This is a genomic window from Herbaspirillum sp. CAH-3 (assembly GCF_009668275.1).
Lineage (GTDB): Bacteria > Pseudomonadota > Gammaproteobacteria > Burkholderiales > Burkholderiaceae_D > Herbaspirillum > Herbaspirillum aquaticum.
In genome coordinates this window covers 126,741-145,561 of the sequence record NZ_VSWE01000013.1, presented here as the reverse complement: position 1 = coordinate 145,561, position 18,821 = coordinate 126,741, and the positions used below count along the sequence as shown (strand labels likewise).

At 62.1% G+C, this 18,821-nt stretch carries 18 protein-coding genes and 1 tRNA gene; 4 read left to right on the top strand and 15 right to left on the bottom strand.

The features are described from left to right. Positions 1 to 3: 3 nt before the first annotated feature. From FYB76_RS17775 to FYB76_RS17750, 6 genes are all read right to left on the bottom strand, one after another. Entirely contained in the window at positions 4 to 753 is a 750-nt protein-coding gene (locus FYB76_RS17775) for an SDR family NAD(P)-dependent oxidoreductase (protein WP_195724665.1), read from the bottom strand. Positions 754 to 769: 16 nt separating this feature from the next. Further along, the gene (locus tag FYB76_RS17770) at positions 770 to 1,531 is read right to left on the bottom strand and encodes an SDR family NAD(P)-dependent oxidoreductase (RefSeq protein WP_154134482.1); all 762 of its coding nucleotides are present in this window, start codon (positions 1,529 to 1,531) and stop codon (positions 770 to 772) included. 2 nt (positions 1,532 to 1,533) lie between these two features. Further along, entirely contained in the window at positions 1,534 to 1,755 is a 222-nt protein-coding gene (locus FYB76_RS17765) for an acyl carrier protein (RefSeq protein WP_154134481.1), read from the bottom strand. Between the two features lie 98 nt (positions 1,756 to 1,853). Beyond that, positions 1,854 to 2,918, bottom strand: coding sequence for a 3-oxoacyl-ACP synthase III family protein (locus FYB76_RS17760; protein ID WP_154134480.1), 1,065 nt, complete (start codon positions 2,916 to 2,918; stop codon positions 1,854 to 1,856). Continuing rightward, positions 2,915 to 3,145: an acyl carrier protein gene (locus tag FYB76_RS17755; RefSeq protein WP_154134479.1), complete on the bottom strand. Its 231-nt coding sequence runs from the start codon at positions 3,143 to 3,145 to the stop codon at positions 2,915 to 2,917. The genes FYB76_RS17760 and FYB76_RS17755 overlap by 4 nt, the downstream gene beginning before the upstream one ends. 21 nt (positions 3,146 to 3,166) lie before the next feature. Next, a complete protein-coding gene (locus FYB76_RS17750; RefSeq protein ID WP_154134478.1) occupies positions 3,167 to 4,696 on the bottom strand; it encodes an amino acid adenylation domain-containing protein in 1,530 nt (509 codons plus the stop codon). Between the two features lie 232 nt (positions 4,697 to 4,928). Here FYB76_RS17750 and FYB76_RS17745 point away from each other — a divergent pair, with 232 nt between their 5' ends. Further along, positions 4,929 to 5,624, top strand: coding sequence for a formyltransferase family protein (locus FYB76_RS17745; protein ID WP_195724664.1), 696 nt, complete (start codon positions 4,929 to 4,931; stop codon positions 5,622 to 5,624). A gap of 23 nt (positions 5,625 to 5,647) precedes the next feature. Here FYB76_RS17745 and FYB76_RS26845 read toward each other — a convergent pair whose 3' ends face one another. From FYB76_RS26845 to FYB76_RS17725, 3 genes are all read right to left on the bottom strand, one after another. Continuing rightward, positions 5,648 to 8,038 carry a glycosyltransferase gene (locus FYB76_RS26845; RefSeq protein WP_229297012.1) on the bottom strand — a complete coding sequence of 797 codons (2,391 nt, stop codon included), beginning with the start codon at positions 8,036 to 8,038 and terminating at the stop codon, positions 5,648 to 5,650. A gap of 869 nt (positions 8,039 to 8,907) precedes the next feature. Further along, on the bottom strand, positions 8,908 to 9,270 hold the full coding sequence (locus tag FYB76_RS17730) for a hypothetical protein (protein ID WP_154134476.1): 363 nt from the start codon (positions 9,268 to 9,270) through the stop codon (positions 8,908 to 8,910). 494 nt (positions 9,271 to 9,764) lie between these two features. Then, a tRNA-Arg gene (locus FYB76_RS17725) sits at positions 9,765 to 9,840 on the bottom strand. A 243-nt stretch (positions 9,841 to 10,083) separates the two neighbouring features. Between FYB76_RS17725 and FYB76_RS17720 the strand changes: the two genes are divergently transcribed. Further along, positions 10,084 to 10,644 carry a cytochrome c5 family protein gene (locus FYB76_RS17720; RefSeq protein ID WP_154134475.1) on the top strand — a complete coding sequence of 187 codons (561 nt, stop codon included), beginning with the start codon at positions 10,084 to 10,086 and terminating at the stop codon, positions 10,642 to 10,644. A gap of 177 nt (positions 10,645 to 10,821) precedes the next feature. On the opposite strand, the gene FYB76_RS17715 is transcribed toward FYB76_RS17720, so the two are convergent. The 5 genes from FYB76_RS17715 to FYB76_RS17695 all read right to left on the bottom strand — a co-directional run bounded on the left by FYB76_RS17715 (position 10,822) and on the right by FYB76_RS17695 (position 14,352). Then, the gene (locus FYB76_RS17715) at positions 10,822 to 11,553 is read right to left on the bottom strand and encodes an OmpA family protein (protein WP_088755155.1); all 732 of its coding nucleotides are present in this window, start codon (positions 11,551 to 11,553) and stop codon (positions 10,822 to 10,824) included. 176 nt (positions 11,554 to 11,729) lie between these two features. Further along, positions 11,730 to 12,170, bottom strand: a complete 441-nt coding sequence (locus tag FYB76_RS17710; protein ID WP_088755156.1) for a hypothetical protein — start codon at positions 12,168 to 12,170, stop codon at positions 11,730 to 11,732. 54 nt (positions 12,171 to 12,224) lie between these two features. Next, a complete protein-coding gene (locus tag FYB76_RS17705; RefSeq protein ID WP_154134474.1) occupies positions 12,225 to 12,635 on the bottom strand; it encodes a phage holin family protein in 411 nt (136 codons plus the stop codon). Positions 12,636 to 12,646: 11 nt separating this feature from the next. Beyond that, positions 12,647 to 12,955 carry a YqjD family protein gene (locus FYB76_RS17700; RefSeq protein ID WP_039783473.1) on the bottom strand — a complete coding sequence of 103 codons (309 nt, stop codon included), beginning with the start codon at positions 12,953 to 12,955 and terminating at the stop codon, positions 12,647 to 12,649. A 227-nt stretch (positions 12,956 to 13,182) separates the two neighbouring features. Further along, positions 13,183 to 14,352, bottom strand: a complete 1,170-nt coding sequence (locus FYB76_RS17695; RefSeq protein ID WP_154134473.1) for a gamma-glutamyl-gamma-aminobutyrate hydrolase family protein — start codon at positions 14,350 to 14,352, stop codon at positions 13,183 to 13,185. A gap of 294 nt (positions 14,353 to 14,646) precedes the next feature. On the opposite strand from FYB76_RS17695, the gene FYB76_RS17690 reads away from it, so the two are divergent. After that, positions 14,647 to 15,168 carry an NAD(P)H-dependent oxidoreductase gene (locus tag FYB76_RS17690; protein WP_154134472.1) on the top strand — a complete coding sequence of 174 codons (522 nt, stop codon included), beginning with the start codon at positions 14,647 to 14,649 and terminating at the stop codon, positions 15,166 to 15,168. Between the two features lie 80 nt (positions 15,169 to 15,248). Beyond that, on the top strand, positions 15,249 to 17,087 hold the full coding sequence (kefC, locus tag FYB76_RS17685) for a glutathione-regulated potassium-efflux system protein KefC (protein WP_088755160.1): 1,839 nt from the start codon (positions 15,249 to 15,251) through the stop codon (positions 17,085 to 17,087). A 206-nt stretch (positions 17,088 to 17,293) separates the two neighbouring features. Here the strand turns inward: kefC and FYB76_RS17680 are convergent, their stop codons facing one another. Beyond that, positions 17,294 to 18,778: a DegQ family serine endoprotease gene (locus FYB76_RS17680; RefSeq protein ID WP_088755161.1), complete on the bottom strand. Its 1,485-nt coding sequence runs from the start codon at positions 18,776 to 18,778 to the stop codon at positions 17,294 to 17,296. Positions 18,779 to 18,821: the final 43 nt, after the last annotated feature.

Below are 18,821 nucleotides of genomic sequence, written 5' to 3'. Positions count from 1 at the left end.
GCCTCAGCCTGTGATGTTGACGGTGCGGCCACCATCGACCACCAGTTGCTGCCCGGTGACCCAGCGCGCCTCGTCGGAGAGCAGAAAGTTGACTGCTGCCGCTATGTCGGCCTGCTCGCCCACTCCCAAGGGATAGTCGCGCTGCATGCGCTCCAGCACGTCAGCATCTTCAAACATGTGCTCGGTCATGGCGGTACGTACCGCTCCGGGCAATACCGCGTTGACCCGCACGGCTGGTGCCAGCTCGACTGCCAGCGCGCGCATGTAGCCATCCAGCGCACTTTTGCTGGCGCAGTAGATGCCAAAGCCCTTGGCGCCGAACTGGCTGGCCGTGCTGGAGACAAAGACCACGCCATTCAAGGCTTTCTCGTTGATCTTCTTGCGTACCAGCAGACGCGTGATCTCGACGGCAGAGAGAAAATTGACATTCATCGTCCGCTCGATCGCGCCGCGATCCAGCAGGCGCAACGGCCCCACCTGCAAGACCCCGGCGCAGTGAACGAACCGCGCGACCTGCAGCCCCTGTGCAGCCAGCAGCTGCACAAGACTCCGTTCGATGCCGGCAAGGTCTGCCAGGTCATGGGGCCAAAGGTGATGGCGTTCGGGATGCTGACACCGGACGCGCGTTTCTTCCAGACGCGCGACATCGCGCCCATGCAGCAGCAGCGGTCCGTGCTGCGAGAGTCGCAGGGCAGTTTCTCTGCCGATACCGGAGGAGGCGCCGGTGACAAGCGTACAAAGTTCTGGAGTCATGTTGATTCTTGCCTGATCAGGAAGCGGTGTAGCCACCATCGCACACCAGTGTGCTGCCAGTGATCCACCGGCTGGCGTCGGCCAGCAAGAAGGCGACGCTGTTGGCTACATCGTCAGGATCGCCCAGCCCGAGGGGATGCGCACGCTCAATCTGTTCGCGTTGCACAGCATCCCAGGACGCGGCCACCTTCTCATACATCTGCGTCTTCACGAAGCCGGGGGCAACGCAATTGATGCGAATGCCGCGAGGGGCATATTCCAGCGCCGCCGAGCGTGCCAGCCCCATGAGTGCGGCCTTCGACATCGAGTAGGCCGTTCCTCCCACCGAACCGACCAGGGCCATGACCGAGGCGATCAATACCACCGATCCCCCGGACTCCTCGCAGACCTTGCGGTTCTGGAAGCCGCGTACCAGCGCCAGCGCCGCTTCGGTATTGATGGCCAGTACGTCTCGGTAATGCCTGGGAGCCAGCAGCCGGGTCGGCGCCACCGAAGAAATCCCTGCAGCGTGAACCACGCCGGCCAGGCGGCCGCCCTCCTCCGCACAAGCAATCATGGCAGCCGGAATCTCTTCCAGCTCACGCAGATCCATCATGCGCGAGGCATGTCCGGTACCCGGAAGTTGTCCCAACAATGCGGCCAGGCCGGCTTCGTCTCGATCGACCGCCAATACGTGTGCCCCCATAGAGGCAACACGCTGGCAAGTGGCGCGCCCGATACCGGCCGCAGCACCGGTCACCAGAATGCGGCGGCCGGCAAGATCAAATGGCTGGGACATCCTTACTTGGTCTTCCTGCGCTGGACTTCCGCGAATAAGTCTCCGGCCGTGGCAAAGGCAGCGATGTCCTTGGCGGTCATGTTCACGCCGTAATCAGCATCCAGCGATGCGATAAAGGAGATCACGGTCAACGAATCCCAGTTCTCGTATTCGTCCAGGGGCTGGTCCGGATTGATGGCGTCTACTTCGAGCAGATCTGCCAGGTTGTCGTAAAACTTGTCCATGGTCTGACTTTCTTTATGAGGTTATCCAGTGCTCTGGAGGTCTTGTCTCTTGCTGTTTCGGTCCTTCGGCATCCAAGCCGACGGCGAGGTAGCGGCGGTCAAATCTCGATCATGTCGCAGAAGCCAAGCTCGCCTAGTTCCATGAGCATCGAGCCCCAGGTCAGTCCGACCCCGAAGCCCGCCAGGCAAACCTGGAAGCGCTGCGCCAGAAGAGGGCCCCGCAGGTTTTCGACTATGGCCATGGGAATGGTGACACCACTGCTGTTGCCATATTTTTCCACGACGTTCATCGGCATTTTCGCGTGCGGGATGCCAATCTTGTCAGCCAGTTTCTGCAACATGAAGCGATTGGGTTGGTGAAACAGGAACCAGTCCACCGCATCGATATCCATACCGCCCTGTTCAAGCAAACCTTCGACCATGGGTGGTATTTCCACCTGGACGAAATTGAACACCGCCGATCCGTCCATGCGCAGGTGATCCTGGGCGCGCAGGTTGTTGTCGCCCACGTCTTCCAGCAGCGCCGTCTGTTCCGAATGCGGCAGGCGCATCCCGCCAGCAGGAATCATGAGGGCTTCGCGGCGCATTCCATCCATTTTGATATTGGCATGGATGACACCGGCCTCCGGGTCGCGCTCGACCACGGTAATGGCGGCCGCGTCGCCGATGAGCGGATAGCTGTTGCGGTCCTTGGGCGAGGTCTTGCGGCTGATGACATCGGCATTGATCAGTACCACCTTGCCGATGGCCGGCTGCTCCAGCAGGAGGAAGGCTTGCATCAGGCCGACGATGAATCCGGCACAGCCCTGGTTGATATCCATGCAGAACAGATCCTGCTTGAGCTCAAGCCGCCCCTGGATCACGTTGCTGGTCGGTGGCATCGGATAGTCAGGAGTCTGTGTGACCAGGATCAGCGCATCGATCTCCTCGCGGGCCAGCTTGCCGCTCTCAAAGAGGTGCTGCAGGCCGGCCACGGCAAGGTCCGAAACGCACACTCCCTCCTCCACCAGGCGGTGCCGGTCATAGCCCATGACCTCCATGAGCTTGCGTGAGCGTGCCTCGGGGAAGTTGAACAACTTCATGTCTTCGACAAACGACTGTTCATGCCGCGGCACCACCGACAGCAGGCCGGTGATGCGCTTGCCCTGGAAACGCAGCTTCATTCTGTTGCCCCGTATTTCCCGAGCAGCGCCGTGATGGCGGCAATGCTCTTGAAGTTGTCCGGCACGATGTCCAGCCCATCGATGGAAATGCCGTAAGCCTGGTCCAGGCTGGAGACCAGCGTGACCATATCGAAAGAATCCAGCAGGCCATCCTCGAGGAAGTCGCTCGATTGTGTGAAGTCGGACTCGGGACGGATGCTCTGCAGGATGTCGGTCAGCTTGCTCATGGTAAAAGTTCGAAAAAGGATTCAGGCGTGACGGCCGGCTGACAGCGCCAAACGGTCGATCTTGCCATTGGGATTACGGGGCATCTGGCCGACCCGCTCGGTCACGGTGGGCAACATGTACTTGGGCAGATGCTGGCCGAGCTGACGGCGCAGGTCGGCAGCGGCGATATCCTCCTCGGATTCAAAATACAGCACGATATCCTTGCTGGATGCGTCGTAAACCACACAGGCATGGCGCACGCCGCGAACCTGCAGGGCGGCGTGTTCGATTTCACCCAGTTCGATGCGATAACCCTGATGCTTGATCTGGTAATCCTTACGGCCGACGAACATGATCTCGCCACGTTCATTGCGATACACCAGATCGCCGGTACGGTAGACCAGCTCCGGGTATTGTGAATGCAAGGGATTCTGCACGAAAGCCTGGGCAGTGCGCTCGGGGCTGTTCCAGTAGCCCAGCGCCAATGAGGAGCCGCGGATGCACAGCTCGCCATGCTCGTTGACGCGGGCCGGGCGGTTGTCCTCATGAATGATCAGCACGTCGGTATTGCGGCAGGGGAAGCCGATAGGCAGCTTTTCGTCATCGGCCATCTCGCGGTCCACGATGAAATAGGTACAGTCCACCGTGATCTCGATCGGCCCGTAGAGGTTGACGAACAGCGCTTGCGGCAACTGGCGACGCCAGTAATTGAGCGGCTTGGTGGGGAACACTTCGCCCGCAAAGAGTACCTTGCGCAAGGCCGGCTGAGGAATCTTCTCCAGCAGGCCCTGGTTGGCGATGTTGACCATGATGGTGGGCACCCAGAAGATGAAACTGACGGCCTCCTGTACCAGGTATTCCAGCAGTTTGGCCGGAAAGGCCGCGTACTGCTCGGGCAGGATTACCAGGGTCGCGCCCTTGGCCAGGCTCAACCACAATTCCAGGGTATAGATATCGAAATAGAAGGGCGAGAGGCTGCCGATGGTTTCCTCGCCTCCCAGGCCGAGACGTTCGAACGCCCAGTCCATGAAATCGATCGTGGACTTGTGATGCAGTGCCACTCCTTTGGGCATTCCGGTCGAGCCGGAAGTATGGATGATACACAGGGGGTCGGTATCGATGAGCTGCGCACGGCGGGCAGCAAGGCTGGCCTCGTCCCATTGCGGCATCGTACCATCGACCTCTTCCACCAGCAGGAGACGCTCAGCAGGCACGCCAGCCTCGTACAGGGCCGGCGCCAGGTTCGCGCTGGTAATGACCAGTTCGGCCTGGAGGTTGTTGAGAATAGCCTTGAGGCGCTCCGGCGGCGACTTGATATCGAGATTGGCGTAGCAGTTCGCGCTGTAGAGGATGCCGAGGTTGGCCATCACGGTGTAAGCACACTTGGGCAGGAACACGGCGATGGGACGGTTCATCGCCTCACTGCGCACGAGGATGGCCGCGGCGATATTCTTGGCACGCAGGGCCAGTTCGGCAAAGGTATGGCGCGACTGGCCATCGACCAGCGCGGTCTTGTCGGGAGACGAGACCAGTGCGCCGGTCTCGAAATATTCAAGCACATTGCTTTGCATGTTCTGTTCGACTTTCAGGCTTGCGAAACGCTAGGGCAGGACATGTCCAGGCTGGGCGGCTGTCCCGAAGCTGGGCGTAGCACGCGGGACCTTGCTGCATGTTGTCATCTTAGCGCATCCACTCCGCTCGTAGACAGCGTCCAAAGCCCGGAGCATCCATCCAAAAGCCCGCGTTTTCCCCGTAGCTCACGGTAGAATGCCTCTCCATCCACTCCCCTCGTCCTACGCGATCATGTTCTTCATTGGTTCCGGCGCGCTTCTCTACCAGGCAGTTGACTTTGCCCTGCGACAGGGCCACGCAGTCGATGGTGCCTGCTGCCCGCCCCAAGATGGCAGCGGCAAGCGCTTGGAAAGGCGAGGGGTCTCGGTGTCCTGGAGCGAAAATCCGAGCGTGTCGTTGCCACCGCTGCTGGCGGGAATCACTGATGGCGTGGTCTTCTCCATCAACAACGCCCATCTGCTCTCGGATGCGCTGCTGCGCTCGGGACCGCGCTTCTTCAACATCCACAACGGACTGGTGCAGCGCTACCGTGGCCTGGCAGAGGTCTGCATCGTGGCGGCACTGTGCCGGGGCGAAACCCGCTACGGTGCCACATTGCACGAGCTGCTACCTCAGCAGAAAGTCGACGCGGGCCCGGTGCTTGCCCAGTTGGATGCGCCCATCGGCCCCGAGGATGGCTTTGCCGAAGTATTGCGACAATCACTGGTTACCTGCCAGCGGCTATTCGAACTGCAACTCGCAGAGATTCTGGCGGGACGGGCCGAGGCACATCCGGTCCCGCTGGAAGGCCAGGCGCTGAACTATCGCAACTTGCCCGCCGTTCTGCAGGCCTGCGAGGATCCAGCCCGGCTTGCCCGTGCTGTGCGGCTTGGGCCCTACGCCGGCTTTTTCCCGCGCCTGCATGAGGCACTGTCCGCGGCCTGCTGAGCTACGGACAGTCCAGGTTCAGGTCAATTCAGGAAACCAAGTCGCGACCAGGCATTCTCGATCACTTCCCACGCCTTGCGGGCACCGTCATGGCATTGGTCGGCATACACCACCTGCGCCTGCTCGCCATGGATACGGAAGTAGCTCAGGGGTTCGACGATGTAGACGGCATCACCACGTACCAGCAGGTTCAACCACACCGCGATGTCGAACATGCCCACCACCGGCCACTTGTCCACCGAGCCAAAGTCCGGCTTGACGTCGATGAGCTCCGACTTGCGGAACAGTGCCGTGGTCGGCTCACCGATGAAGTTGATCTTGCTGCGTACCAGCGCCTGACCCAGTTGCAGGCCATTGATGAGCGTGTCGTGACTGAACGGCGAACGGGTTGCCGGGATGTCGTCCAGGTGGTTGCCCTGGGCGTCGATGCGCTGGCGCTTGGAGGTAGCCAGCACGAGGTCAGGATTGTCCACGAAGCAATCGAGCAGGCGGCGTACGCAATCCGGTGCCAACAGGTCGTCATCGTTGAGGAACTTGATGAACTCGCCCTGTGCTTCGTTGAAGCAGAGAATGTGGTTGTTGCGACCAGGAATTTCCCCACGGTCGGTATTGCGGACGTAGCGGATACGAGAGTCGGTTTCCTGATATTTGCGCACGATATCGAGGATACGATCTTCGCTGGAGTCATCGCAGATGATGATCTCCAGATTGCGGTAGGTCTGATTCAACGCGCTCTCGAGAGACTGTGCGAAGTAACGCGGGTTGTAGGCCGGAATGACCACGCTCACCAGTGGCTGCGCTTCACGGGCGATCTGGCGTTGCGGCTTCTCGAATTCGAGAATGAGCGTCGAGGAATCGCGATACTCCCGGTTGCACAACATGGGATCGGAGCTCTCGCCGATCTTGAAACGGCCCTTCAGGTTCAAGCCCACCAGCTTGCCTACGCGGGTCAGTTCCTCCTCGTCATAGACCCACTGATGCCCCCACCAGCGCATGGCGATATTCATGCGTTCGCAACGGTTCTCGGTCCAGGCCATGCCATAGTTGGCCCAGTCCGGATGTACATAATTGTCGTTGTAGTGGTTGACCGTATCGGCCAAATCCGGCGTGGCCATGCGCACGATACCGCCTGGTGCCAGCACACGACGGCATTCCATGAGCAGGCGCAGGCCCTGGGCCTGGGTCACGTGCTCGATGAAATGTTCGCTGAAGATGCCCTTGACGGTACGGTCTGCCCACGGCAAGGGCTGAGTCAAGTCCAGATTGACGTCAGCGCCGGAGGTGCCCATGTCAATATTGACGAAACCGGGGAAATTCATGGTGCCGCAGCCCAGATGGAGATATAGCAACTGGTTCTCGGCGGCTGCAGGCGCAGCCGTGCCAGCCCCTTGGACCTTGAGCGTCAGTGAGGGCTTAGCGGGCGCTGGTGTCGGCGCGGCAGCAGGCACGGCTGCGGTCAGCGCCGCTGGCGCCTGGTGCAGGCTCAATTTGGACGGCGGCACCGCGGCCGGCACACCGCCAATGGACAGGCCGAAATCGGTATAGGCAGCGCGTGGCGTCAGGGTCACACTTTCGAAGACCAGTACGTCACCGATCAGCTTGTCGTCGTAATACTCTCCCTCGAACAGGCCGGGGAAACGAATCAGCGAAGTGACCAGCTTTTCCAGAGGTCCCGGTCCCAGATAGAGGGCGCCGCTTCCGGCCCAGGTACTCACCACGGGGCGCCCGTAGATACGGCGGTTGAGCTCCTGGCTTTGGCACAGGCCCCAGTGGAAGCAACGATCATGTTCAAGACCACCGGAGGGCACACCGGCATAAGCGTCGGCATGATGCAGCTCGCTCAAGCTGTGCTTGAGGGTGGCGCCATCGACGAGGCCCATCTCGTCGCTGACCTTGAGCACCCCGACGTTGCTGCCGATGTTCTCATATACCCAGGTCAAGGCCGCGATGACTATTTGCGGAGTGGACTCTGCATTGTCCGGCACATCTACCTGAAGCGCACGCGCATGGGCGATGGCAGGCGTGCCCGAACCGCTGACGATCATGTACTGCACCCCTGCAGCATCGAATTGCGCCGCCAGCGCCAAAGCCTTGGCTTCATTGATCTTGCTGGAGATCACCAGCACCAGATCGTGCAGATCCGAAGTCTTGCCAACGAGTTGCTTGTAATCCTGCAGAATGTCGGCATTGTAGGGCGAGGTAGCGATCGCCTCCTTCAGGTACCGGAGGGCATGGCCGGCATTGCCGCGGGCCTGTTCGACCTGGAAGCGCTTGTAATCCAGCGCCCATTTGACGCCGGAAGGAATATAGGAAAATTCGCGTTCCAGGCGTTGGCATTCCTTGATGATTCCGTCCCAGGTAAGGGGAGAGACCGGCATGTCCAGCAAGTTCGTCGCGCGTTCGTTGAAGTTCATGTACAAGTCCGCTGATGTCTGTGATTGATGTGGCGGTATTCACCCTGCAAGCAACCGGGTTCCGGGCCACTTCGGGCCACGCTGCCATGGGCCCGGCGCCGCAGAGGCGCAGTAGGCCCGCCGGCGTGTCATTGCCGGCAGACCAGGGGAATCTTCCTGCCGCGGACGCCCTCCTCCGGCCTCGAAAGACCGTAAAAAAGCCTTCCGGCACGGTGCTATCATAATTGCCGCACATCCATGCAAAGGGACGAGAACACCTGAAAATGCCCTTCAGCTTTGCATTTGCACAAGGCCTGCGGCCAATGCCTGTGCAAGATGCCGCCCCAGCAAAGTCACTGGTCCGACCCGAAGCGCTTGCCGGTCCAGTTGCGACAAAAGCTTGCGCGATCCCAAACTTACTTGGACCTGATGTAAACCGGTATGTACATCGTCCCCGGGTTGCAACTCTTGTCAGTCGGCAGCAATTGTGGCTCCTGATATTCCACCTTTCCTTTCAGCTGGGGGTAGTTCGCATCGATATAACTGGCCGCTTCGGCCAGGTCGTTACGGTAGCGCACCCGCAATTTGTCGCTTTGGAAAGCGTAATTGACTGAACCGATATAGAACCCATTTCATCAATAGGCGTGAGTGCGAGCGAGTCCCGTTTGGGATGAAGTGCAAGGCGCGAATTTGGGTCAAGACTGGGCGTCTTGACCCAAATTCGTAACGCAGCAATTCGCCCAAACGGGCCGCTCCCTCCGGGTTCTGTCCAGAAAGGGCGCTGGCCGCGTTGCGCTCCTTGCGTGTGGCACCGCCACACGACGCGTCGCGCGCCTTGCCAGCGCCCTTTCTGGACAGAACGCATCTCACGCCTATTGATGAAATGGGTTCTAGATGACCTTGCCCTTGGGGACGGTGAAGACAAACGTCTGCGCCGACTGGCAGGGCGCAAAGTTGCGTCCACGCAGCACCGCGTTTTCGTCCTCCACGAGCCTGACATTGGTGATGGCCAGCACCCGACCGGCGGGCGACTTCCCGACGACAAAGCCGTCCTTGGCACCTCCGTAGAGCGCTGCCGAATAAAGCCGGCTCTGATGGAATACACCGTTCTCGATCTCGCCCGGGAACACCGAGATGCGATGATTGGTGGGGGGCACGCCGATGACGAAATAGGATTCATCGTCGGCGGGTGGCGCTACGGTGGTGTCGAGCAAGCCGCGTGAGGCGCACCCGCCCAGGACAGCGAGTGACAACAAAGATGCAAGAAGTGACTTCATGGCGATTTTGGAGTTATGAGATGAAGGAACGGCGCGTGGCAGCGCCGGCGACCGGGATGCGATACCCCCTCCGGCCGGAGCGTATTGTACTGGTCACCCGTCATTCGAGGATGGCCTGGGTCTCCCGACATGCTGGAAGCCGTGCCGTGAAAGCTCCGTCACGTCACAGCGAGGCAACGATGAAGATGGGACTGATAAAAAACCGGTCCTTGGCCCCCGGATTGATATCGCGCAAAGTATCTGTCACGCAACGCCGGCATACTGTTTCCCGGCAGAATACGTTGCTGTTTTAATAATTTTGTATATTGCGTGGTACCGGGTTGGTAGAGAAGGGGCGCACGGCGGCTGCCGTTGGCCTTCTGCCTTGAGTGTGGAAACTTGCTTTGGCTGCAGGAAATTGAATGCATCCTGCTGCCCGACGGGAAACCGATGTTGCGGTTTTGGGCAGCAAAACGAGGAAGAAGGGAAAGTGGCGCGGCTGGCGGGGATCGAACCCACGACCCTTGGCTTCGGAGGCCAATACTCTATCCACTGAGCTACAGCCGCGCTGAATCGGGGCGAACCCCGGAAAGGCCTGAAGGATACCGTCTTTCCGGCAGGACGTCCATGGCGCTGGCGGTTTTTCCGTGTCAAACGGAAAGCATTGTGACTATAATCAAGAGTTCGGCGAGAGAGCGCAATGAAAGCCCTGCCTGATCCCAGTTCCACGCAATGCCAGGCGATAAGGCAATACAAAGGGAACCGACGTTTTCCGCCCCAATTTCGAGGAAACATTACGGAGGGACGCCAATGAGCTCAGCTCAGCATGAACACGAGTCGGCAATCAAGACTCCCAAGCAATTGATCGCAGCCGTCGTCGCAGGTTTCATGGTGCCCATCGTGTGCATCGTGTTGCTGGTGCAGTATGTCACCAATGGCCAGAAAACCGGCGCCGGCTCGGACAGCCAGACGCCCGAAATGATCGCGGCACGCATCAAACCCGTCTCCGACGATGGCTTCACCTTCCGTGATGCCGCCGGTCCCAAGCAACTGCTCTCCGGTGAAGAAGTCTACAAGACCACCTGCGCCGCCTGCCACGGCGCCGGCGTAGCAGGTGCCCCCAAGGTCGGTGACGCCGCCTCCTGGCAGGCCCGCATCGCCGCCGGCTATGACACCCTGGTCTCGCACGCCATCAACGGCCTGCGCGCCATGCCCGCCAAGGGCGGCAACCCGGACCTGGATGATGTCGAAATCCAGCGCACCGTGGTCTACATGGCCAACCAGTCCGGCGCCAAGTTCAAGGAACCCGAAGTGAAGGCCCCGGCCGCCGCTGAAGGTGCCGCACCAGCGGCCGACGCCCCCGCCAAGTAATCCGCAACGACCAGCGATCCGCTCGCTGGCCACGCCCCAAAAAAAATCCCCGAACCGAAATTCGGGGATTTTTCATTTTCATTCACATGCCAAAGAGTCAACAGGTCGCGGTCATCGCCCCGGACCCTGCGGATGCGCCGCGACTGCCGGGCGCATCGCCGCATCCTTCATACCGCCTCAATAGCGCTGGGGAGGCGGCGGCGGCGGGTAGTAGCCCGGTGCATAGCCAGCCGGTGCGGGCTGCTGTGCCGGTGCCGCCGCCTGCTGTTCGGCCACGAAGATTTCAACGCGGCGGTTCTTGGCGCGGTTGGCGTCGCTGGTGTTGGGCACCAGCGGCTCATGCGAACCACGGCCCGAGATGTTGAAGCGGTTGGCGGCCACGCCGCGCGTGGTCAGGTAATCGCGGGTACGCGCGGCGCGCTGCTGCGACAGCGGGTCGTTGATGGCATCGCTGCCGGTGTTGTCGGTGTGGCCGACGATGGTCACGGTGGTGGCCGGGTTCTCCACCAGGGTGGCGGCGAAGCGATCCAGCACCGGGCGCATCTCCGGCTTGATGTCGGCACGGCCGGTATCGAAGGAGATGTCGCTGGGGATTTCCAGCTTCAGGCGATTGTCGGCAGTCTGCGTGACCTGCACGCCCGTGCCTTGGGTGGCTTGCTCCATGGCGCGCTTCTGGTTTTCCATGCGGTTGGACCAGATGTTGCCGGCGACCGCACCAATGGCGCCGCCAATGGCCGCACCACCCAGCGCACGTCCGCCGCCACCACCGCCGGTGGCCGCGCCGATGATGCCGCCCAGGCCGGCACCGATACCGGCGCCAGTGGCCGTGCCGCGCTGGGTCGGGCTCATGTCGGCACAGCCGGAAAGCGCCAGCACGCCGGCGATCGCTGCAATCGAAATTTTCTTCATGTCATGTCCTTTCTTGCCTTGTCAGTCTTGTTGTCCAGGCCATGGGCCGGTGTCCTTCAGAGCGTATCAGGGCCGATATGTTCCTGCCGCGCTTGCCAAAACGCTGCCCATGAATGACAAAGGCATCCGGAAAACCGGATGCCTTTGCCGTTGCATCAAGGACCAGCCCGAAGCCCTCAATCGGGTTCCGGCGGTCCTTGCAGCGCTGCCGCGTCAACCGTGTCCGGCTGATCCCGGCTGCCGCCGCGCTGGCTGAAGTAATAGGCCAGCCCGCCGACGGCTGCGATCACGCCGCCCATCATCAGCGGCTTGCGCAGCCAGCGCCGTGAGAGCAGCGAAGCGCCCGTCATCAGCAGCGGCGTCACCGTCTGCAGATTCAGGTTGCCCAGCCCGCCTGCGCTGAGCGACTTGATCGACTGCACGGCCCTGCCGCCACCAAAAAGCGAAGCGGCAAAGTGGCCAACCCGGCTCATGGCGCCTTTGGCCAGCGACTCGGCGCTGAGATTCTCGCGCACCACTTCACGCGCTTCCATCACGCCCAGCCGGTACAGCGCGCCTTGCGCCAGAATCTTGCGCTTGCGTTCCTCATGGGTCATGCCTTGGTCCTGATCGCTCATGCAGTCCTCACTGAACTAGGAAAAATGACACAGCCGCTGCGTAACAAAACTTCATCACAACAGCGCATCGCGGTCCTTGCGCAGCTCCGACATGGTCTGCGGCAGCGACAGCTTGCCCTGCATCAGCACCGACCTGGCATACAACACCAGGCCCACGGTGGCCGCGCTGAAGATGAAGCCCAGCAGGGCCAGGATCTTCCAGCCCCAGGTATCCCAGGCCAGCATGACCACCAGCACCGACCAGAAGGCGATGGCAAACCACAGCGCCACCGCTGCCAGCACGAAGATGACGGCGAAACGGACCAGGTTGGCGCCGATCTCCGACATCTCCAGCGAGGCCAGCTCGATGCGGCTGATGATGAGGCCCAGCAGGTTCTTGGCCAGGCCCAAGAGGCCCGCCGTCAAGCCGGGGTTGGCGGCATGGGCGGCGGGTGCGGACGGGCCGTCCTTGTGGGAAGTCGCCATTGGCGCGGCGCTTACTTGCTGCGGCCGATGACCAGGCCGACCAGCAGGCCCAGGCCTGCGGAGATGGCCACGGCACGCCACGGATTTTCGTGGACATAGTCGTCGGTCTTGGCAGCGACTTCCTTGCCCTTCTCGATGGCAGCCGCCTGGGCGGTCTGGGCAGCTTCGGCAGCGGCTTCCAGCAGGGTCAGGCCGCGCGCGCGCAGCTCGTCAGCCTTTTCGCCGGTGGCGGCAGCGGCTTCGGCGAACAATGCCTGGGCGTCCTTGACCAGAGTCTTCATATCGTTGCGAACGGTCTTCAGTGCGGGGGATTGGGGCATGTAAATTCTCCTTTTTTGCCGGTGATGGAAAAAACTAGCAAGTCGCCGCTCCCTGAACACAGCACCCGGGCGGTGCTGCACTGCGACGACCTTTTGATTCTACAGAGTCCGCGCTGAGGCGGATAGCGCATCGCGCCCTTGCTGCAGGGGCGATGCAATCAGCTTGCGCCAGCGCAAAGAGGGTTCGATGACGCTGGCAGTCTTAGGTTCCGGCCAATCACGCGGGATCAGAAACGCGTCTCGCGCGCTGCCCGCAGGAAACTGTCCAGGATAGGCGTGCAATCCAGCAGCTCCGGGCCGCCTGCGCGGTGGAATTCCGGATGCCACTGCAAGCCCATCACGAAGGGAGCCTTGCGGTAGCGGATGGCTTCCACGATCTGGTCCGGGCCCGAGACGGCCTCCACCGACAGGTCGCGCCCGAGGTTGTGGACGGCCTGGTGGTGGATGGAGTTGACGATCGCGTTCTCGGTCTTGACCATGCCGGCCAGCGACGAGCCCTGCGGGAAATGCAGCGCGTGATAATTGCTGTCGTACTGATCGTTGACGTGCGGGATGGCGGTCGGTACGTCGGTGGCGATGTCCTGGTAAAGCGTGCCGCCAAAAGCCACGTTGATCAGCTGGCAGCCACGGCAGATGCCCAGCACGGGCTTGCCGGCCTCGATGAATTCGTGCAGCAGTTCCAGCTCATACATGTCGCGCACGCGGTCGCCGCTCCATTCGGGGCGTGTGGCCGCTTGCGCATAGCTCTGCGGCGAGACATCCGCCCCGCCCTGCAGCACCAGGCCATCCAGGTGCTTGGCATAGTCGCGCAGGCGAATATTGCTGGGGTGGACCAGGCCATTGGTATTGACGGTGGGGATCATGAAGACCAGCACGTCACGCGACATCACCCATTGCGCGATCGACTCTTCCAGATATTGCAGGGTCTTGCTGCGCAAGCCCTTGGCGCCGCTTTCGGGATGGAAGATGCGGGCCGATACGCCGATCTTGAGCGTGCGCTGCATGACGCGGCGCCCGGCCTTGTCCGACAGCTGGCGCAGGCGCGCCGTCAGGAAACGCCAGGTCTGCGCCCAGGGTGCGTCGCCCGCGTGATGGGGAGGCGGCGGCAGCGAGGTGTAGATGCGCTGCTGCGCCTGGTCCGCAGACTGGCCATGGACGGCCTCGGTAGCAGGCTGCGCGCCCGGCTGGGCCGGTGGCGTCACCGGTTCAGCAGCCGGCACCGCCGGGGCGGCCGAAGGGGCTGCAACCACGGCGGTAGCAGGTGCGACGGCGGGCTGCGCGGGATTCTGGGATGCGGCCGGCGTACCGGACGCGTCGGCAGACACGGGCTTGGCCGGGACCGCACCCGGGGAGCGGTCTGGCGGCAGGTTGGCTTCGGAATCTTGGATGTCGGACATGGCTGCAATAAGTAATCAGATGAAATGAACTGCGGCGAGTACCAGCGGCGGCATGCAAGCCGTCAATGGCGCGACGGGCCCGGGGAGTGGCTGAGTATATTCGCATTGCCCGGCTTTGGACACCTGCGGGCAGGGCCGCCTGCAAGCAGTTTCGTACAAGCCGGCAAGCGCGCTTTCGTGGCACACTCCTCTCCCTTGCAAGGGCAGACAGCGCCAAGGCCATGCATGTTCCGGCCATTTGTACCGGAGGCCATGGTCCCCTCTGCCCACCACCCACATTGCCCGCGCCGACACATGTCCAAGGTCCTGATCCTGTACGCCCATCCCGCTGCCGAGCTCTCCCGCACCAATCGCCTGATGCTGGAGGCCGCCGCCCGCCTGCCCGAGGTGACCGTGCATGACCTCTACGAGCACTACCCCGACTTCCACATCGACGTCGAACACGAACAGCAACTGCTGAGCCAGGCCGAGCTGGTCGTGATGCAGCATCCCATCCACTGGTACAGCATGCCGGCCCTGCAGAAGGAATGGCTGGACCGCGTGCTGGCGCGCGGCTGGGCCTTCGGCCACGATGGCCATGCGCTGGAGGGCAAGCGCTTCTGGCTGGTGGCCTCGACCGGCGGGGAGACGGCGTCCTACCAAGCCACCGGCCGCCATGGCCATCCCTTTGCGGATTTCCTGCCGCCCTACCAGCAGACCGCGCGCCTGTGCGGCATGCAGTGGGTGGAACCCTTGATCCTGCATGGCGCCCATCACGTGCCGCCGCTCGAGTTCCAGCGCCATGTGGAACGCTACCTCGAAGGCCTGCAGCCATGAGCCAGACTTCCAATTCCTCACCAATCCTCGCGTCTCACTGCGCCCTCCCCTTTCAACTGACCAACTGACCGGACCCAGCCATGGATGAACAACTGCTCATCGCCCTCGTCTACCTGCTGGCGGCCGTGGCCGCCGTGCCCATTGCCAAGCGGCTGGGGCTGGGTGCGGTGCTGGGCTACCTGTTGGCAGGCATCGTGATCGGCCCGTGGGGACTGGGCCTCATTACCGAGGTCAAGCACATCCTCGAATTCTCCGAATTCGGCGTGGTGCTGCTGCTGTTCCTGATCGGTCTGGAACTCGATCCCAAACGCCTGTGGGCGCTGCGCCGCTCCATCTTCGGCTGGGGCAGCGTGCAGGTGGCGGCGGTGTCACTGGCGCTCTTCGCTGCCGCGCTGGCAGCGGGCGTGCCGTGGCGCATCGGGCTCATCGGTGCGCTGGGCATGTCGCTTTCCTCCACCGCCATTGCCCTGGCCACGCTGGGCGAGCGCAAGCTCACCGCCACACCGGCGGGTGCAGCGGGCTTTTCCATCCTGCTGTTCCAGGACATCGCCGCCATTCCCATGATGGCCGCCGTACCCCTGCTGGGTGTGGCGGCCAGCCAGGGCAGCGGACAGGGATGGCTGCATGCCGGCCAGGTGGCGCTGGTGATCGCCCTGCTGATCTTCGGCGGACGGGTGCTGATCCGGCCCATCCTGCGCATCATCGCCAAGACCGACATGCGCGAGATCTTCACCGCCTTCGCCCTGCTGCTGGTCATCTCGACCTGCCTGCTGATGCAATCGGTGGGCATGTCGATGGCGCTGGGCACCTTCCTGGCCGGCGTGCTGCTGGCCGATTCCGAATACCGCCATGCGCTGGAAAGCGACCTGGAACCCTTCAAGGGCTTGCTGCTGGGCCTGTTCTTCATTGCCGTGGGCATGTCGGTGGACTTCGGTGTCTTCCTCGCGCAACCGTGGCGCATCCTCGGCATGGTGGCGGGTTTCCTGGCCATCAAGACCGGCGTGATGTGGTTCCTCGGCCGCTGCTTCGGCATTCCGCGCGGGCAGCAATTGTTTTTCGCCTTCCTGCTTTCGCAGGGCGGGGAATTCGCCTTCATCGTCTTCGGTGCCGCCGTCACCGCCAAGGTACTCACGCCCGAGATCTCGTCCATGCTGGTGGTGGTAGTGGCGTTGTCGATGCTGATCACGCCGCTGCTGTTGCTGGTGCATGACCGCCTGCTGGTGCGCTGGCTGGAAAGCGGCAAGCGCCGCCCGGAAGACAAGATCGGGCCGCAGGACAATGAAGTCATCATCGCCGGCTTCGGTCGCTTCGGCCAGATCGTGGGTCGTCTGCTGGCGGCCAATGACATCGGCGCCACGGTGCTTGATCACGATCCGGACCAGATCGATTTCCTGCGCAAGTTCGGCTTCAAGGTGTTCTACGGCGACGCTACCCGCATCGACCTGCTGCGTACCGCCGGTGCCGACAAGGCCAAGGTCCTGGTGATCGCCATCGACGATGCGCAAGCCGCCCTGGACATGGTGGAAAAGGTACGCGAGGAATTCCCCCACCTGCAGATCGCTGCCCGTGCGCGCAACGTCACGCACTACTACGACCTGATGGATCGCGGCGTGACGGTACTGGAACGCGAGACCTTCGAAAGCGCCCTGCACATGGGCCGGCAAGTCTTGCAGCAACTGGACTTCGGCGCCTATCGTGCGCGTGAAGCGGCGATGAAATTCCGCTCTCACAATCTCAAAACCCTGGCAGCGCTCTACCCGCACTACAAGGACCAGGCGCAGATGGTCTCCATGGCCGTGCAGGCGCGGGAGGAATTGCAGGCCATGTTCGCCGGCGACCGCGAAGCCATGCAGCGCGATCACTCGCACGACCAGTGGCGCGAAAAACCGGCGCCCGCCAAACCTGCGGCAGAAGAATAAAAAAAGGCCGGACACGCTTGCGCACATCCGGCCAAATCCCTCACTGCTTACTGCTTACCACTTACTGCTCACTGCTTGCTACTTACTGCTCACCGGTACTACTCACTGCAAAACCTCAAGACTTGAAGACATCAACAACGAAAAAAATTTAAAACATCTAAAACATCTAAAACATTTAAAGCATTCAAACCTTTAAAGCATTCAGCTCAATTCAGCGCCAACGGCACGAAGATCTTCTCGTCGCCCCGTTCCACCAGCAGCGCCACGTTCTTGCCTGCCTCGCTGGCCAGCTTGCGCAGCTGCGCCACACTGGAGACCGGCGTGCCGTTGAGCGCCAGGATCACGTCGCCACTCTGGATGCCGGCCACTGCGGCCGGACCGCTGGCGTCTTCCACCAGCAAGCCCTTCTGGCCACCGAGCTGGGCCTGTTCATCCTTGTCCAGCGGGCGCACCGCCAGTCCCAGTCGGCCCTGGTCATCTGACTTGCCGGGCTTGGCCTCATTCTTGGCCTGCTTCATCTCGCCCACCGTCACGTTCATGGTCAGCACCTTGCCGCCGCGCATGACCTGGATGGGCTTGCTGGCCCCCGGCGCGGTATCGGCCACCAGCGTAGGCAAGTCGACCGAATGATCGATGGCGTGGCCATCGAAGCTCAGGATCACGTCACCCGCCTGCAGGCCGGCCTTGTCGGCCGGGCTGCCCTTTTCCACCGAACTGACCAGCGCGCCCTCGGCCTTCTTCAAGCCAAAGGATTCGGACAAGGCCTGGTTCAGGTCCTGCACCGAGACACCCAGGCGACCCCGCGTCACCTTGCCGTGCGTGACCAGTTGCTGCTCGACCTTCATCGCCACATCGATGGGGATGGAGAAGGACAGCCCCTGGAAGCCGCCGGTCTGGCTGTAGATCTGCGAGTTGATGCCGATCACCTGGCCGTTCAGGTCGAACAGCGGGCCACCGGAGTTGCCCGGATTGACGGCCACGTCGGTCTGGATGAAGGGCACGTAGTTGTCATCGGGCAGGCTGCGCGACTTGGCGCTGATGATGCCGGCAGTGGCCGTGTTGTCGAAGCCGTAGGGCGAGCCGATGGCCAGCACCGGCTGACCGACCTTCACGCGGGAAGGATCACCGATCTGCACCGTGGGCAGGTTCTTGGCATCGATGCGGATGACGGCGATGTCACTCTGCTTGTCGATGCCCAGCACCTTGGCCTTGAACTCGCGGCGGTCGGTCAGCTTGACCACCACTTCCTGGGCGCCGTCGACCACGTGGGCATTGGTCAGGATCAGGCCATCGGGCGAGATGATGAAACCGGAACCGAGGCCGTGCATGATGCGCGGCTGCTGCGGCATCTGCAGTTGCGGGCCGAAGCGCTTGAAGAATTCGGAGAAGGGATCGTTGGGATCGAGGCCGTTGTCATCGTCATCGGCGACCTTGCGGGCCTTGCCGGTGACGCTGATGTTGACCACGGCCGGGCCATAGCGCTGGACGATGCCCGAGAAATCGGTCGCCGCCGCGACCACCGGTCCGGCCGGGGCAGCGGGCGCGGCGTTGGCGGCCACCAGCGGGGCGTTGAGCGCGGCCGCGTGCGCCGACGGCAGGTCGGCACCGCGAAAATAGACGTAGCTGCCGCCGACCACCGCGGCAATCATGACAGCCAACGTGTTACGAACAAAAACGATGCGACGGCTCATCTTCTTCTCCTTGATCGAACGGGATATCGAGGGTCGGGGCTGT

Coding starts and splice junctions, on each gene's coding strand:
- kefC (WP_088755160.1), top strand. CDS start 15,249: ATGGATGAACAACTGCTCATCGCCCTCGTCTACCTGCTGGCGGCCGTG.
- FYB76_RS17755 (WP_154134479.1), bottom strand. CDS start 3,145: ATGAGCAAGCTGACCGACATCCTGCAGAGCATCCGTCCCGAGTCCGAC.
- FYB76_RS17710 (WP_088755156.1), bottom strand. CDS start 12,170: ATGAGCGATCAGGACCAAGGCATGACCCATGAGGAACGCAAGCGCAAG.
- FYB76_RS17720 (WP_154134475.1), top strand. CDS start 10,084: ATGAGCTCAGCTCAGCATGAACACGAGTCGGCAATCAAGACTCCCAAG.
- FYB76_RS17705 (WP_154134474.1), bottom strand. CDS start 12,635: ATGGCGACTTCCCACAAGGACGGCCCGTCCGCACCCGCCGCCCATGCC.
- FYB76_RS17745 (WP_195724664.1), top strand. CDS start 4,929: ATGTTCTTCATTGGTTCCGGCGCGCTTCTCTACCAGGCAGTTGACTTT.
- FYB76_RS17715 (WP_088755155.1), bottom strand. CDS start 11,553: ATGAAGAAAATTTCGATTGCAGCGATCGCCGGCGTGCTGGCGCTTTCC.
- FYB76_RS17695 (WP_154134473.1), bottom strand. CDS start 14,352: ATGTCCGACATCCAAGATTCCGAAGCCAACCTGCCGCCAGACCGCTCC.
- FYB76_RS17775 (WP_195724665.1), bottom strand. CDS start 753: ATGACTCCAGAACTTTGTACGCTTGTCACCGGCGCCTCCTCCGGTATC.
- FYB76_RS17760 (WP_154134480.1), bottom strand. CDS start 2,918: ATGAAGCTGCGTTTCCAGGGCAAGCGCATCACCGGCCTGCTGTCGGTG.
- FYB76_RS17680 (WP_088755161.1), bottom strand. CDS start 18,778: ATGAGCCGTCGCATCGTTTTTGTTCGTAACACGTTGGCTGTCATGATT.
- FYB76_RS17765 (WP_154134481.1), bottom strand. CDS start 1,755: ATGGACAAGTTTTACGACAACCTGGCAGATCTGCTCGAAGTAGACGCC.
- FYB76_RS17700 (WP_039783473.1), bottom strand. CDS start 12,955: ATGCCCCAATCCCCCGCACTGAAGACCGTTCGCAACGATATGAAGACT.
- FYB76_RS17770 (WP_154134482.1), bottom strand. CDS start 1,531: ATGTCCCAGCCATTTGATCTTGCCGGCCGCCGCATTCTGGTGACCGGT.
- FYB76_RS17690 (WP_154134472.1), top strand. CDS start 14,647: ATGTCCAAGGTCCTGATCCTGTACGCCCATCCCGCTGCCGAGCTCTCC.
- FYB76_RS17750 (WP_154134478.1), bottom strand. CDS start 4,696: ATGCAAAGCAATGTGCTTGAATATTTCGAGACCGGCGCACTGGTCTCG.
- FYB76_RS26845 (WP_229297012.1), bottom strand. CDS start 8,038: ATGAACTTCAACGAACGCGCGACGAACTTGCTGGACATGCCGGTCTCT.